This window comes from Curtobacterium sp. MR_MD2014, from assembly GCF_000772085.1.
Classification (GTDB): Bacteria; Actinomycetota; Actinomycetes; order Actinomycetales; family Microbacteriaceae; genus Curtobacterium.
Genome location: NZ_CP009755.1, coordinates 689,146 through 704,445, shown reverse-complemented (window position 1 = coordinate 704,445; position 15,300 = coordinate 689,146). Strand labels below are relative to the sequence as shown.

Below are 15,300 nucleotides of genomic sequence, written 5' to 3'. Positions count from 1 at the left end.
CCGTCAGTCGTAGATCGCGATCCAGTCGACGCTCACGTGCCCCGAGGCGCCCGCCGGCACGCGCCCACCGGTGTCGGTCTCGGCCTGCAGCGTGACCCGCATCGGCTTCGTCGGCACGGCCTTCGTCGTCGACGCGACCAGCTTGCCGTCCCAGTAGAAGCGGACCACCTTGCTGTCCCACTCGGTGGTGGCGACGTGGTAGCTGCTCGTGTCGGTGGCCGCGAAGGTCTCACGCTCCGGCTGGAAGGTCATGGCGCCGTTCCGCAGGCTGCCCGGGACGGCCGACGCGGGTCGGGGCTTCGCGCCGAGGGCCGCTTCGGGCCAGTCGATCTCGCCCTCGTTCCACCGGTCGCTCGACGGCCACAGGATCACGACGAACTTGTACCCGGGGGTCTTCGTGGTCTTGTAGCGGATCGAGACGCGGCCGGTGCGGTGCGGCGCGTAGCCGTCGGGCATGACGGCCGCGGCGAGCGGCTGACCGCGGTCGGCCCGCAGCCAGAAGTCGAGCGCACCGTTCTGCACGCTCAGCACCTTCGACGGCGTGTAGCGCCCCTGACCGCTCGTGTCGGAGAACCCGTCGTACAGGCCCATGCCCGGGTACTTCGCGGCGACCCCGCCGGCCGGCGCGGCCGTGGCGAAGTCCTGCCGGTAGGTCTGCTTCCAGGTCCGACCGTTCGACACGACGGCGCCCCTCGGGGCGGAGGTCGTCGTGGTCGACGTCGGTGCGGCGGACGCGGAGGGGGGAGCCGAGACATCGGCGACCGCGCCGACTGCGAGCACGGCGACGGTGAGGGCTGCGACGATCGAGGACTGCAAGGGGCGCTCCTGCCTGTGGGCGCCGACGTGGGTGGCGTCGGCGGACCGTGGTGGTGGTGCTCGGTGTGCCCTGCTGTGTCGGCTCGGGAAGGGCTGCCGTCAGTGGAACGACGGGCGGCTGCCAGGCAACCCCCAGCGGCGTACCCCGTTCGCGCGAGCAGAACGGTCTGACTGCGCGCCGCTTCGCGGATGTCGGCGCGGACCCGCCGTCGCACGTACCCCGATCTGGGGGAAGCGCCGGCCGGTGGGAGGGCGCGGGACGGACGCCGGTGACCGCTCCAGTAGGGTGAGCGACATGTCAGTCGGGTTGCTCGCCGTGGTGGACGACATCCTCTCCGCGGCCCTCAAGGCCAGCGCGAAGACCGCGGGGGTCGTGATCGACGACGCGGCGGTCACTCCGCAGTACGTCCAGGGACTGCAACCGGCGCGCGAACTCCCCGTCGTCGGGCGCATCGCGCTCGGCAGCCTCTTCAACAAGTTCGTCATCATCATCCCGTTGGCGCTGCTGCTGTCGGCGTTCGCCCCGTGGGTGCTGCCGTGGCTGCTCGTCATCGGCGGCACGTACCTGTGCTTCGAGGGTGCCGAGAAGGTCACCGAGTGGTTCGGTGTGCACCACGAGGCCGCCGGCGACGCGCAGCCGACCACGGAGCCCAAGCTCGTCTTCGGCGCCGTGCGCACCGACCTCGTCCTCAGCACCGAGATCATGCTCATCGCCCTGTCGAGCCTGGACACCGGGCTCGACTTCTGGCCGAAGGTCGGTGCCCTCGCGCTGATCGGGCTCGGGATGACGGCCCTGGTCTACGGCGCCGTGGCGCTCCTGGTGAAGGTCGACGACATCGGCCTGCAGATGATGAAGAACGACTCCCGGCGGACCCGCCGTGCCGGTGCGCGGATCGTGCGCGCGATGCCGACGGTGTTCCGGGTCATCAGCATCGTCGGCACGGTCGCCATGCTCTGGGTCGGTGGGCACCTGGTGATCGCGAACCTGGCGGAGACGTTCTGGGCGGGCCCGCAGGAACTGCTGCACGTCGTCGAGCACGCGGTCGAGGCCGCCGGCCCGGTCGTCACGTGGATCGTCGACACCGCGGTGTCGGCCGTGGTCGGGCTCGTGCTCGGCATGGTCGTGGTCGGCATCGTGCTCGGGGTCGGTCGCCTGCGGGGCCGCGCACACTGACCCGGCCGGGCTCCCCCGACGGCACGGTCCGCGCGGTCCTCCTGGCGCGCTGTGGACGTGGCCGGCAGGTCGTCACCGCGACCGGGCGGAGTGCTGCGGCGGCCCGGTCCGGCCGAGGGACAGGGGCCTCAGGCGTCGCCGACCGCGGTCTCCCACTGGTACCAGGCCTCGAGCTGCGCCTGCGCACTGCCGAGGGCGCTGTGCGACCCGCGCACCGATCCGTCCTCGGACTCGAGCTCGTACTGCCGCTGGAGCGTGATGCGGGCCAGCACGCGGCCGTCGGCCCACGCCGACCAGGAGGCGTCGCTGTCCTGACGCCAGGTGAGGTCGTTCCGGTGTGCCATGGTGCGGCTTCCGTTCGGTGCCGCAGGAGCCCGGGTGGCGGAACGACCCGTCGGACGCTACGCCGTCCGCCTGGACGGTGCTCAGCCGCACGGACGGCGCTCAGAGCTCGACGTCGCTGCCCATCGTCACCGTGCGCTGTGCCGGCAGCCCGAAGCGCGCTGCCGGATCGGCCGCGTTGTGCGCCAACCCGACGAAGAGCTTCTTCCGCCAGCGCGCCATGCCGCGGTTGCCGGCCTGCGGTCGGAGCGCACCGCGCGAGATGAAGTACGACGCCCCGGCGATCGCCTCCGGATCGACGTCGAGCACCTCGGCCAGGCACGCGGCGTGCAGTGCCCGTGGCAGGTCCTGGTCGTCGGAGAACCCGAACTTCACCGTGATGTGGTCGATGCCGTCGTCCTCGTACCCGAGGTCGTCGCGGAAGAACGCCCTGGCGTGCGGCACGTGCGGCACGTTCGCGGTGAGCACCGAGACGATGATCACGGTCCGGTGCACCACGTGGTTGTGCTCGACGTTCGCGCGGAGCGCCAGCGGGGTCGTCTCCTTGTTGGGGTGCGGGAAGATCGCGATGCCCTCGACCCGTGGGACGTGCTTCGTGTTGATGCGCTCGATGAACTCGGCGAGCGACCCCTCGCGTTCCTTGCGTTCCTCCTGTACGAGCTGCCGTCCCCGACGCCAGGTCGTCATCAGCGTGATCACCGCGAGGGCGATGAGCAGCGGGACCCAACCGCCGTGCACGATCTTCGACAGGTTGCCGGCCAGGAAGGTCAGCTCGAGCCCGCCGAAGACCACCGCGGCCAGCACGAGCTTCCACGTCGCCCAGTGCCAGAGCGGCTTGACGACCAGGAGCAGCAGCAGCGTGTCCACGACCAGCGCGCCGGTCACCGACACCCCGTACGCGGTGGCGAGGCTCGCCGACGACCGGAAGGCGAGCATGATCGCGAGGACACCGATGAAGAGCAGCAGGTTGACCGCCGGCAGGTAGATCTGGCCGCCTTCCTCCCGCGAGGTCTGCCGGATCGTCAGGGGCGGCAGCAGCCCGAGCTGGACGGCCTGGCGTGTGAGCGAGAAGGCGCCGGAGATGACCGCCTGGCTCGCGATCACCGTGGCCATCGTCGCGAGCACGACGACCGGGATCTGCAGGGCGTCCGGGAAGAGCAGGAAGAACGGGTCCTTCGCCGCCGAGGGGTCCTGCAGCACCAGCGACGCCTGGCCGAGGTAGTTGAGCACGAGCGCCGGGAACACCACGAAGAACCAGGCGCGGAGGATCGCCGGACGGCCGAAGTGGCCCATGTCCGCGTACAGCGCCTCGGCCCCGGTGATGACGAGCACGACGGCGCCCATCGCCACGAACGTGATGTACGGGTGGGCGACGAGGAAGGAGATCGCCCAGGTCGGCGAGAGCCCCTGCAGCACGCCGGGGTGCGCGACGATGTGCGGGACGCCGGCCGCGGCGATGACCACGAACCAGAGCAGCATCACCGGACCGAACAGGTTGCCGACCTTGCCGGTGCCGAACCGCTGCACGAGGAACAGCAGCACGAGGATGACGGCCGCGATCGGCACGATGAGGTGCTCGAGCGACGGCGCCGCGGTCGAGAGCCCCTCGACCGCGGAGAGCACGGACACGGCCGGGGTGATGACCGAGTCGCCGTAGAAGAGCGAGACACCGATGATGCCGATCACCAGGAAGACCGTCGCGCCCCCGCGCCGCTTCGCGTAGAGCCGGCGCGCCAGTGCGGCGAGCGCCATGACCCCGCCCTCGCCGTCGTTGTCGGCGCGCATGAGCACGAGCACGTACTTGATCGACACGACGATCGTGACGCTCCAGAACATGATCGAGATGACGCCGTAGACGTCCTCCTGGTTCGCCTTCACGATGCCGCCGTCGATGGTGAACACCGTGCGGAGGGCGTACAGCGGGCTGGTGCCGATGTCGCCGAACACGACGCCGAGGGCGGTGAGGGCGAGGGCTGCGATGCCCTTCGCCGGGCCGTGCGAGGGGTCGTCGACGGTGTCGCTCGTCGGCGCCGGGGAGCGGGTCTCGGTCACGCTCGTCACTTCCGTCCGGGCCGTCCGGGCGACGGCCGCGGATCATCATCGCACCGGCGGAGCGTCGAGGCACTCGGCTGGCGCCCAACCGTGCACGAGTGTGCGGAGACCGGCTGTCGTGCAGGAGTCGTACCCCGTCCCCTCGACGCGTACAGGAACCGCGTCCTACCGTTCGGGTCGATGCGAGCGCGGACGTCCCGCGCACGGAAGGAGTGCACCATGGACCTCGACGGGTTCCAACCGGCCCAGCTGATCGTCTTCGTGATCGCGGTCGTCCTGGTGTTCGGCGGCCTGATCGCCAGCCGCCGGCGTCGCTGACCCGGCGCTCACCCGGTCTGCCGCCACGCGCGTCCGACGCGGGCGACCGACGGACGGGAGGCGCGGGACCGACGGGTGCCCTGCCTCCCGTCCGGTGGGCGGTGGCGGTCGCTGGTGGTCGCCGCCTCAGGCCGCCAGGTCGAGCAGCACGTCGTGCGCCACGCGCGCTGCGCGTGCCGACGCGTCGTCGAGGTGCTCCCGGAACTCGTCGCCGTCCGGTGCGCACAGGTCGCTGATCCCACGGATCGACAGGAACGGCATGTCGTGCACGTGCGTGAACTGCGCGATGGCCGCGGACTCCATGTCCACCGCTGCGACCGCGGGGAAGACCTCGCGCAGCGCACGGGCGCGCCCCTCGGTGACGAAGACCTCGCTCGAGCCGATGGTCGCGGATCGGATGCGGTACGGCGTCCGAGCAGCGGCGGCGCGGGCGAGCATGCGGGAGTCGGGCGCGTACTGCGGCGGCATCCCGGGGACCTGCCCGAGCGCGTAGCCGAACGCCGTCGCGTCCGCGTTGATGTTCACGTAGTGCTCGCCGACGACGACGTCACCGATCTCGATGCCGCGCATGAGCCCGCCGGCGGTCCCGACGCTGAGCACCGGGACGGTGCCGAAGTCGTGGAAGCAGTGCGCGACGGCGGCCGTCGCGTTCGTGAACCCGATGCCGCTGCGGCGGAGGGCGACCACCGATCCGCCGACGTCGAGCAGGTGGTGTTCGTCGTGTCCGCCCACCGGCCCGTCGTCGATGACGACACCCCCCAGCAGGGTGGCGACGGCGGAGAGTTCCTCGGTCATCGCGGCGATGACGACGGCGACGGGCGTTGCTTGCACCGACCGATCCTCGCACGGAGCGGCTCGGGAGACGTCACCGGACCTCGACGGCGTACGTCGAGTACCCGTACGGCGTCGCCCGGTCGACACCCTGCAACCGGATCTGCCGCCACGTACCGGACAGCGGGACCCGGTCGGTGCCACCGTCGCCGTTCGTGACGGTGGCGATGGTCGTCCACGCTCCGGTCGTCGCGTCGCGACCCTCGATGCGGTAGGCGCGGCCGTACGCGTCCTCCCACCGGATCGTCGCCTCGTGCACCTCGTGGCGCGCACCGAGGTCGACGTCGAGCCGGGCATCGTCCCGGTGCTCGCTCGCCCACCGCGTGCCCGGGTCCCCGTCCACCGCGTGGCGCGCCGGTGTGCCTGCCGACTCGTCGCCGGACGATGAGACCGCGGCGCGCCGGGCGAGGTCCGGCGTCGGCGTGCCCTCGGTGGAGAACACCCGGAACGACCACACCGAGACGCCGTACCGGGTCGTGCGCGAGTCGGCCACCAGGCGCACGAAGCGGGCCCGGACGCCGTCGAGGTCGTGCGTCTCCGTCCCGCCCCGTCCCTCGGCCGTCGTCGAGACCGTGCGCCACGGGTCGGATGCCCGGTCGCGGACCTCGACGTGGTCCGACGCCGCTGCAGCCGTTTCCCAGAGGACCTCGACGCGGTCGAGCGGCAGCACCGAGCCGAGGTCGACGGCGAGCCACTCGCCGTCGCGAGCCGCGCTCGACCACCGGGTGGTGTCGTCGTCGTCGACGGCGGCGTCGCCCGACAGGTCCCCGCGCTCGTCGGACGAGGTCGTCACCCGCTTGCCGACGGCGACGTCGCGGGAGACCGCGGGCGACTCACCCTGGTCGAGGGTCGTGAGGACGGCCTGCCCGGTCGCCGCACCACGGACCGCGCGGACCGTCGCGGTGGCACCGCCGCGGTCCGGAAGGGTCGCCGTGCCCGAGGCGCTCACCGTCGCACCCTCGTCCGCGGTCCAGACGGGCTGGGCGTCACCGGTCAGCAGACCGCCGTAGCCGTCGGCGTCGAACCCGTACGCGGCGAGCCGGACGGAGGAGCCGGGCAGCACCGTGACGCTGCGCGGGGCGACCAGCAGGTCGCGCACGTCCACGTCGGCGGTGGCCGGTGTCCCGGTCACCTGCACGTCCCACACCGAGTAGCCGTACTGGGTGAGGCGATCGGTCATGTGCAGCCGGACGAAGCGGGCGGTCGCGCCGACCGGCACGGTGTCCACCGACGCGTCCACGTTCGTGACGGTGCGGACGTTCCGCCAGGGGCCGTCGTCCGTGTCGGACACCTGCACGACGTACCGTGCCGCCGCGGCGTTCTCCCACGTGACCCGGACGGAGTCGACGTCCCGCGCGGACCCGAGGTCGAGCGTCAGGTCCACCGTGTCGACGCCGTGCGCGCTCTCCCAGCGGGTGGCGGGGTCCCCGTCGACGGCCTTCGCCGCGGTGTTGCCCCCGTCGGTCGAGCTCGCGGTCGCGGTGGTCCCCTCGACCACCGGGACCGAGGCGATCGACGACACGACGGCGCTGCCCTCGACCCAGCCGGCCTCGACGTCGCCCACCGTCGCGACGACGTAGCCTGCGCCGGGCGCGGTGGTGGTCAGGGTCCCGTCACCGGTGACCGTGCCGGGAGCGGTGGTGCTCCAGGCGACGTCGGCGGGCAGCGGAGCCGGGTCACCGTACTGGTCGCGCCCCTCGGCGGAGAACGTCACCGGCTCGCCGACCACGGCACGGGCGGTGCCGGGCGTCACGGCGATGCCCGTGAGCACCGGTGCCGGTGCGACACGCACGTCGTACGCGTCGGAGACCGTGCCGACGGTCGCGGTCACGGACACCTGGTCCGCCGCGGCCCCCGCGTGCAGGGTGCCGTCCTGGTCGATCGTCCCCGCACTCGTCGACCACCGCACGTCGTCGAGCGGCACGGTCGCGCCGTACTGGTCGTAGCCGGTCGCGGTGAACGCGGTCGTGCTGCCCGGGGCGAGCGTGCGCGGGTCGCCCGTCGTCCCGACGACGACCTTCGCCAGTCGGGCATCGAGGTGCGACGTGATCTGCGTCCGTGCGGGCACCGCGATCTGCCCGACGACCCGCTGCCCCGCGTACACGTCGTAGGTGCGCTGGACGTCGTCGACGTTGTCGATCACGTAGGAGTACGTGCCGTCGGCGGCGCGGAACACCTGGCTCAGCGGGTTCGACGTGTGGCGGTCGGTGACCTCGAGCCCGACGGTGCGGTTCGACATCGCCTGGTGGTAGACCATCCCGGCCATCGACTGTCCGGTCACGGTCGGGTCCTGCGCCTCCCAGAGCGCCGCGTGGACGTCGGCGTAGGTGTCCGGGTCGTACTGGGCGAGGAACCCGAGGACGACGTTGCCGAGTGCATCGCCCATCTCGCTGAAGACGGCGGCCGCGCGGGCGGTGTCGGCGCCCGGGCGGTGATGGGTCAGGTCGACGCCGTACAGCCGGCCGATGGTGTCGGGGTCCGCCCGGTAGTCGGTGACGAGGAACGGCAGGAGCGGCGACGACTCCGGCCAGTCCCCCGGCTGCCGGTCCGCCGTCGGGCCGTCGAGCTGCGCGGGCACGAGTGCCGCCGGCAGGGCCTCGGGTGTCCACCACCGGGACGGGAACACGACGGAGCCGTCGTCGTCGACCGAGACGTACAGCGTGTCCGTCGACCGGTCGTACAGGGGGTTCGTCGCGGTCTTCGCGGTCACGTACCCCGGGTGGTTCCGCTCCACGGCCCGGATCGCGTCCTGCAGCTCGCCGATCGCCGCCGACCGGTCCCGCGTGATCGCGACGTCCCCGTAGGTGCCGACGCCCCACCACTTCTTGGTGAGCATCTGCACGTGCCCGGCGTTGCCGTCCACGACGCCGTCCTGCCCGACGACCTCGCCCCGGGCTGCCATCATCTGCCGCATGATCGCCTTCGAGAAGTCCGGGTCCCACCCGAAGTACGTGAACCACGGCGCGGTCGGCATCCACTGGATCCCGTAGATCCACGCGGGGTCGCCGGAGAAGTACGTGGCCTCGGCCTGCCCGGAGTCGAAGAGGATGCCGGCCTGTCCGGCGTCGTACGCCTCGGGGAACGCGCCGTCGCCGTCGTACGCCGCCGACGCCGGGTTGCCGTGGGCGTTCTGGTAGTAGTCGCGGACGGCGGCACGCTCGGTGACGTACTGCACCGCACCGGCTGCCTGCATGTCCTCGTCACCGAGCACCGACCCGAGCAGGAACAGCCCGGCCTCGGACTGGATCGCCTCGGACGACGACTCCTGGTTGTTGCCGCCCGGCGAGGACACACCGCCGGCGTTCGAGTGACCGGTCCACACGCCGAAGGTGCGGAAGTGCGGGAAGCGCTCGTCGTCCCGGTCCCAGTTCGCGTACTGCTTCGCGACGAGGGTCGCCATCTCGCCGTACCGCTGTGCCCACTCGGGGTCGGCCCGTCCGAGCAGCGCGGTCGCGAGTGTGAAGTAGCCGTAGTGGAAGTGGTTGTCGTTGAACTGGGCGGACCCGTACGAGTCGCCGAACCCGATGAGGGCCTTCCACGTCGGGTACATCGCGAAGAAGTGCTCCCGCTCGCCCTCGCTGTACGTGTACCAGTCCGTGAGTGCGCGCTCGAGGGTCGCCCGCATCCGGTCGGCGTCCTCGGTGTCGCCGATCTGGTCCGCGACGCTCATGTACGCGCCGAGCTGCTGCAGGTCCTTGCCGCCCCAGTAGGTGTCGCCGCCGTAGGTCTCCTTCGCGGCGTAGTCCGACAGGTACTGCCGCATGACCTCCTCGCGGTACGGGTCGTCGCCCGTGCTCGTCGGCTCGGCGCCGATCGGGGTCAGCCCGCTGAAGGCGTACCGCAGCGTCCAGCCGTCGTGCCCGACGGTCGTCCTCATCGTGCCGCGCGGCGTCGCGTACGTGGCTCCGGTGAACGACAGGTCGTGCGTCGCCTCGGCGTACTGGTGCTGCAGCCAACCCTGGACGGTGTCGTGGTCCGAGCCCTGCAGCACGTCGGTCTGCAGCGACCACCGCTGCTCGACCTGACCCGCCGCGGGGTCGTACGAGTAGTCCATCCGGGTGTCCCGCGGGACGGCGAAGGCCGTGCGGTGCAGGTCGTCGAGCGTCAGCCCCTGCTCGGGCACCGCGCTGAGCACGAGGAAGGGGGTGCCCGCGGATGCCTCGAGCACGTTCCCGGAGCGGGTGAAGGTGGTGCCGGTGGGCGCGTGCACCCCGAACACGTGCCCGTCCTGCCGGATCTCGAAGCGGTCGGTCGTGATCGTCCCGGTGAGTCCGCGGCCGTCGGCGTCGGTGAGCGCGGCGCCGTCCTGCAGGGTGATGCGCGGGGTCATGCCGTGGAACTCGAACCACTCGTACGGCGACCCCTGCACGCTCGTCACGTCCATGTACTGACCGCCCGGTCCGGCCTGCGGCATCCGCCAGCTCACGTTCCAGTCGCCCCAGCGCAGGGCGTCGGCCCGATCGGCGGAGAACGCCGTGGTGAAGCGCTCCGCGATGCCGTCCGGGGCGTCCGTGAGCAGCACCTGGTCGACCAGGACGTGCGCCCACCCGGCACGGAGCGAGTCGACGACCCGGACCTGCGCCGTCCGTCCGCGGTACGCGCTGACGTCCCACGTCGTCCAGCGCAGCTCCTCGCTGTCCGCGCCGGTCGCCTCCTCGACCACCGCGCCGTCGACGAGCAGCTGCACAGCCTCGGCCCCCGGGTGTCGGCCCCCGCCGACCAGGAAGGCGAGGGTCGACCGGTCGACCGTGAACCCCGGCGAGGTGAGCGTGCCGGTCGCGCCGTCGCCGTCGCGGTCGGTGAACGAGTCGACGAACCCACCACCGAGCCAGCCGGACACGGCGCTCTGCCCCGACGCGGTCCCGGACGAGGTCCCGGCGAAGGCGTCACCGGTCGTGGTCCACCCGTCGGGCAGACCGTCCTCGAAGTCGGCGAGCACCCGGTCGGAGGTGTCCGGCGTCGGGTCGACCGTGCCGCCCACGGTGACCGGCGCGTCGAGCCGCATCGCGGTGCCGTCCGCGTTCCAGGACGTCGGGAGGGTCACCTTCGTCCCCTGCGCACTGTTCGACGACACGAACGGGTACGCCCACATGTCGCCCGAGTACCTGCTGACGAGCAGGTCGGTCCACCACTGGTTCGTGGGGACGGGCTTCCCCGCCTGCGACGGGTCGACGTACAGGTGCTGGTCGACGGTCTTCCGCACGTCGGCGACGGACGCGATCTCCGCCGGCGGCGTCGGCGCGTACGAGCCGGCCCCGACGCGCACGCCGTCGACCTGCGGGCCGGCAGCACCGGGAGCGGATGCCACGGCCCGGTCGACCGGCGGGTCTGCCGGGTCCGCGGCTAGGGTCCCTGCGGCAGGGTCCGGCAGGACCGTCGGGAGGGTGCTCGCCGACGCGAGGTCCGCGGCGGCGACGGGCGCGAGCGAGAGCCCGCCGAGCAGGAGCGTGACGACGACGGTGCGGACCAGGTGCACGGAGGGGTCCCTTCCGGGGGCGGAGGTTCGGCGGCGGGGCGTGCGTCGGGTCGCAGGGACCCCTGTCGGCAGGCCCGCGCTGGACGTCAGGAGAAGTGAGGATCCGTCCTGGGAGGCACGGCGTCGGCCCGCCTTGCTCGTCCCCTCGGACTGGGGTGGCGTCCACCCGTTGACCCGCTCCGACGGCTTCCGTACGGTTGCCGGGTCTCGGTCGGAAGGGGCCCGATGCGCGTCACCACCACCCACGGCCGGACCGCCACGACGGCCGTCCGGCTCATCGCGACCGTGGTCGCCGTCGTCCTGGTCGCGGTGGTGCTGGTGACGGTCCGGGCACCGGCGGCGAGCGCCGCACCCGCCCAGCTCTCGAAGGGCCGCCCGGCCGTCGCCTCGTCGAGCGACGCCGCGTCCCGTGGTCCGCAGATGGCGGTCGACGGACGCGCGGGCACCCGGTGGGCGAGCGCGCGGTCGGACGCGCAGTGGCTGCGTGTCGACCTCGGTGCGGCGGCGCGACTCGAGCGGATCGACCTGCGGTGGGAGACGGCCTACGCGAAGGCGTACCGGCTCCAGGTCTCGTCGGACGCGAAGACCTGGCGCACCCTCGCCAGCACCTCGTCCGGCAGGGGCGGCGTCGAGCGCAAGACGGTGTCCGGCACGGGCCGGTACGTCCGGATGCTCGGTGTGCAGCGTGGGACCGGCCACGGCTACTCACTGTGGGAGTTCCGGGTCTACGGGACGCCGCTGACGACCACACCGAGCGCGACGCCGACCCCGACCCCGACCCCGACGGACGGGGTGCGTGTCACGGGCTCGCAGGGCAACTGGCAGCTCACCGTCGACGGCAAGCCCTGGCTCGTCCGGGGCGTCACGTACGGCCCGTCGAACGCCGAGGCGCCGTCGTACCTGGACGACATCGCGGCCATGGGCGTCAACACCGTCCGCACCTGGGGCACCGATGCGTCCTCGGCGCAGCTGTTCGACGCGGCGCGTGCCCGGGGCATGCGGGTCGTCGCCGGGCTCTGGCTCGACCAGGGTGTCGACTACGTGCACGACTCCGCGTCCATGGACGCGACGCTCGCGAGCATCACGAGGACCGTGACGACGTACCGCGACCACGGCGGGGTCCTCGTGTGGGACGTCGGCAACGAGGTCATGCTCGGCCAGGACGAGGCGCAGCGGGTCGCGTACGCCCGGTACGTCGAGCGGGTCGTGCAGGCGATCCACCGCGTCGACCCGTCCCACCCGGTGACCTCCACGGACGCCTGGACCGGTGCCTGGAGCTACTACCGCCGGTACACGCCGAGCCTCGACCTCTACGCGGTCAACTCGTACGGCGGCATCGGCTGGGTGCAGCAGGCGTGGCGCGACGGCGGGTACACCAAGCCGTACCTCGTCACCGAGACAGGACCGGCGGGCTCCTGGGAGGTCCCGCTCGACGCGAACGGCGTCCCGCGTCAGCCGACGGACGCCGCCGCAGCACAGGCGTACACCGACGCGTGGAGTGCAGTGCGGGCGGCACCGGGGGTCGCGCTCGGAGCGACGATGTTCCACTACGGCATCGAGGACGACGAGCCCGGGGTGTGGTTGAACCTGCGCACCGGCGGCCTCAAGCGGGCGTCCTGGTACGCCGTGCAGCAGGCGTACCAGGGGACGGTCGCGGGCAACCGACCACCCGTCGTGGGGAGCACCACCGTGGCCCCGTCGTCCGGTGTCGCTCCGGGTTCGACACTCACGGTCACGGCCCCGACGACCGACCCCGACGGAGACGCCGTCACGTGGCGCGCTGCCACGTCGAGCCGGTACCTCGACGGCAACGGCACCCAGCGTCCGACGCCCGTCGTCCGCGGCGCCGACGGCACCCTGCGCATCACGGCCCCGACGACCCCGGGAGCGTGGAAGATCACCGTCTACGCCCTCGACGGGCACGGCAACGCGGGCATCGGCACGACGTCGGTGCGCGTGCGCTGAACCCGTGACGTGCTGCGCGACCGGCCGCTGGGTGACAGCATGTGCGCATGGGGAGCCGTCCGGACCGCGACGAACGCGCGGGTCTGCGTGCGTTCCGCAACCAGCTCGGCGTCGTCGCCGGCATCATGCCCGTCGTCGCGTTCGTGCTCGTCGTCGAGCGCGAGTCCGTCGCCGGGCTGACGGTGGTCGGTACGGCGCTCCCGCTCGTCGCCCTGGCGCTCACCGCCGCAGCCCCGCCGGCGACCGACCCACGGTGGTTCGCAGCGGTCCTGGCCGTCGACGTCGCGGCGGTGGCCTTCATCCGCGGTGACGTCCCCTCCATCGGTGTCAGCGCGCTCTTCACCCTCCCGGCGTTGTGGGCCGGCTACGCCTTCGGGTTCCGAGGCGCCGCCGTGACGACGGGGTTCACGGTCGCACTGCTCTGGATCGGCGCACCCGGCGAATGGGACGTCCTCGACGCCGACGACACCGCACGACTGGTGTCGCTCCCGCTCGTGATCGCGGCGGTGAGCGGGACCGCGGCCGCGCTCACCCGCCGGAGCCGCGCGCAACGTGACCTGCTCCACGACCAGGCGGCGCTCCTCCGTCGGCGGCTCAGCGAAGTGAGCGAGCGCGAGGAACTCGTCCGGGCGGTCATCGACTCGGTCGACTTCGACGTCCTGGCCTTCGACGGCAGCGGGCGCACGACGGTGACGAACCGCGGCAGGGGCCGGACCGCGCTCGACGACCTGACAGCCCCGACCGCTGCACCCGGCGCCGGCGAACTGGTCCGACGGACGCTCGAGGGCACGGAGTTCGAAGGGGAGATCGTGTCGGTGCGACGCCCCGACGGTTCCTCGAGGACGTACACGGTCAGCACCCGAGTCCTCCCGGACGAGGGCGGGACGGGCGGTGTCCTGGTCGCACGCGACGTCACCGCCGAACGGCGTGCCCTCGCGGCGCGGGACGACCTCGTCGCCTCGGTGTCGCACGAGCTCCGCACCCCGACCACGGCGGTGCTCGGCTCCGTCGAGCTCGCGCGCGAGGTCGACGGACTGCCCGCCGACGCGGAGCGGATGCTGGACGTCGCCTCGCGGAACGCGGAGCGGCTGGTCGAACTCGTCGGCGGGATCCTCGAGGCGGCACGCGAGGAGCGCGTGGACCTGGTCCTCGCGCCGTGCGACCTGCTCGAGGTGATCGACGCAGCGGTGGAGGCAGCGGGACCGGCCGCACGTGCAGCGGGGGTCACGCTCCGGACGACCGCGACCGAGCGACCCGTCCCGGCGATCGCGGACGCCTTCCGGATGCGCCAGGTCGTCGACAACCTCATCAGCAACGCAGTGAAGTACAACCGTGACGGCGGCTGGGTCGAGGTCGGAGCGCACACGGTCGGCGAGCTGGTCTGGGTGATCGTGCGCGACGACGGTATCGGCATCGCCGACGACGACCAGGACCGCCTGTTCGAGCGGTTCTTCCGCGCCGAGCGTGTCCGGAGCACCGGCATCCACGGCACCGGCCTCGGCCTCGCCATCTGCCGACAGATCGCCCGCCGACACGGCGGCGACCTCGCCGTGGTGAGCGTGCTCGACGAGGGGACGACCGTCACGATGACGATCCCGACCGCGGGCCCCGGATCGACGGAGGTGGACGCATGAACCCGTTCCTGCTGTGGACCGCGATCGCAGGGGGGTTCGGTCTGCTCGTCACCGTCCTCGTCTCCCGTCGGTCGAGCGGCCGGCGCGCGGATGTCCCCCGCGACGCCCTCGAGGTCGCGGTCGCGATCGTCGGCGCCTTCCTGGTGCTCATCGGCGGAGCACTGCTCGCGGGACCGGCAACCCGCGTCCTCGTCGTCTGGCTCGTCGTGCTGTTGACCGTGGCGCTCTTCTGCACGGTGCTGCGGGTCCGGAGCGGCGCCACCGTGACGACGGACGAATCCGTCCCGCAGCGGACCGAGGCGCTGACCGCGGCTCGCCGCATGCTGGACCGGGCGGACTACCACCAGGTCTCGGTGGTGCGCGTCGCGGTCACCCTCGGGAACGCCGACCTGCTGGCCACGGCGTTCGGCCACACGGCCGTCGAGGCCGCCCGCACCGAACTGGCACGGGCGCTCCTCGCCGTGGTACCGCCCGACGCGCTGCTCTGGACGGAGGACCGCGACCGTGTGGTCACCCTCGTGCGGGAGGACGAGTGCGACCTGGCTGACTGGCGGGGCGGACTCGAGGCCGCGCTCGCCACGCTCCCGCCCGACAGGCTGCCGACCGTGCCGACCGCGTCGTGGGGGACGACGTCGACCGACGACCGCGGCTACCGGCTCGAGGACCTGGAGGTCGACGGACGCACGTGAGCG

9 protein-coding genes are annotated in these 15,300 nt (G+C 72.5%); 4 read left to right on the top strand and 5 right to left on the bottom strand.

The genetic code is table 11. From position 1 onward, the window contains the following. Positions 1 to 3: 3 nt before the first annotated feature. Positions 4 to 816, bottom strand: coding sequence for a glycoside hydrolase family 16 protein (locus tag NI26_RS03350; protein WP_066652358.1), 813 nt, complete (start codon positions 814 to 816; stop codon positions 4 to 6). Between the two features lie 295 nt (positions 817 to 1,111). Here NI26_RS03350 and NI26_RS03345 point away from each other — a divergent pair, with 295 nt between their 5' ends. Beyond that, positions 1,112 to 1,990, top strand: coding sequence for a DUF808 domain-containing protein (locus tag NI26_RS03345; RefSeq protein WP_066657781.1), 879 nt, complete (start codon positions 1,112 to 1,114; stop codon positions 1,988 to 1,990). 128 nt (positions 1,991 to 2,118) lie between these two features. Here the strand turns inward: NI26_RS03345 and NI26_RS03340 are convergent, their stop codons facing one another. The 4 genes from NI26_RS03340 to NI26_RS03325 form a co-directional block, all read right to left on the bottom strand. Further along, on the bottom strand, positions 2,119 to 2,334 hold the full coding sequence (locus NI26_RS03340) for a hypothetical protein (RefSeq protein ID WP_066652356.1): 216 nt from the start codon (positions 2,332 to 2,334) through the stop codon (positions 2,119 to 2,121). A gap of 100 nt (positions 2,335 to 2,434) precedes the next feature. Further along, on the bottom strand, positions 2,435 to 4,384 hold the full coding sequence (locus tag NI26_RS03335; RefSeq protein ID WP_081985211.1) for a potassium transporter Kup: 1,950 nt from the start codon (positions 4,382 to 4,384) through the stop codon (positions 2,435 to 2,437). Between the two features lie 444 nt (positions 4,385 to 4,828). Next, entirely contained in the window at positions 4,829 to 5,533 is a 705-nt protein-coding gene (gene mtnN, locus NI26_RS03330) for a 5'-methylthioadenosine/S-adenosylhomocysteine nucleosidase (protein WP_066652353.1), read from the bottom strand. A gap of 34 nt (positions 5,534 to 5,567) precedes the next feature. After that, positions 5,568 to 11,009, bottom strand: coding sequence for a discoidin domain-containing protein (locus NI26_RS03325; RefSeq protein ID WP_066652351.1), 5,442 nt, complete (start codon positions 11,007 to 11,009; stop codon positions 5,568 to 5,570). Between the two features lie 225 nt (positions 11,010 to 11,234). On the opposite strand from NI26_RS03325, the gene NI26_RS03320 reads away from it, so the two are divergent. Genes NI26_RS03320 through NI26_RS03310 form a run of 3 tightly spaced genes read left to right on the top strand, consistent with a single transcriptional unit; the run spans position 11,235 to position 15,297 of the window. Further along, entirely contained in the window at positions 11,235 to 12,974 is a 1,740-nt protein-coding gene (locus tag NI26_RS03320; protein ID WP_066652349.1) for a discoidin domain-containing protein, read from the top strand. 47 nt (positions 12,975 to 13,021) lie between these two features. Then, a complete protein-coding gene (locus NI26_RS03315; RefSeq protein WP_066652347.1) occupies positions 13,022 to 14,608 on the top strand; it encodes a sensor histidine kinase in 1,587 nt (528 codons plus the stop codon). Beyond that, complete coding sequence (locus NI26_RS03310; RefSeq protein ID WP_066652345.1) at positions 14,605 to 15,297, top strand: hypothetical protein; 693 nt, start codon at positions 14,605 to 14,607, stop codon at positions 15,295 to 15,297. Before NI26_RS03315 ends, NI26_RS03310 begins: the two co-directional genes overlap by 4 nt. Positions 15,298 to 15,300 lie beyond the last annotated feature (3 nt).

What these genes read in the sequence shown, in the direction of transcription:
- NI26_RS03345 (WP_066657781.1), top strand. Translation starts at nt 1,112, where the DNA reads ATGTCAGTCGGGTTGCTCGCCGTGGTGGACGACATCCTCTCCGCGGCC.
- NI26_RS03340 (WP_066652356.1), bottom strand. Translation starts at nt 2,334, where the DNA reads ATGGCACACCGGAACGACCTCACCTGGCGTCAGGACAGCGACGCCTCC.
- NI26_RS03320 (WP_066652349.1), top strand. Translation starts at nt 11,235, where the DNA reads ATGCGCGTCACCACCACCCACGGCCGGACCGCCACGACGGCCGTCCGG.
- NI26_RS03315 (WP_066652347.1), top strand. Translation starts at nt 13,022, where the DNA reads ATGGGGAGCCGTCCGGACCGCGACGAACGCGCGGGTCTGCGTGCGTTC.
- NI26_RS03310 (WP_066652345.1), top strand. Translation starts at nt 14,605, where the DNA reads ATGAACCCGTTCCTGCTGTGGACCGCGATCGCAGGGGGGTTCGGTCTG.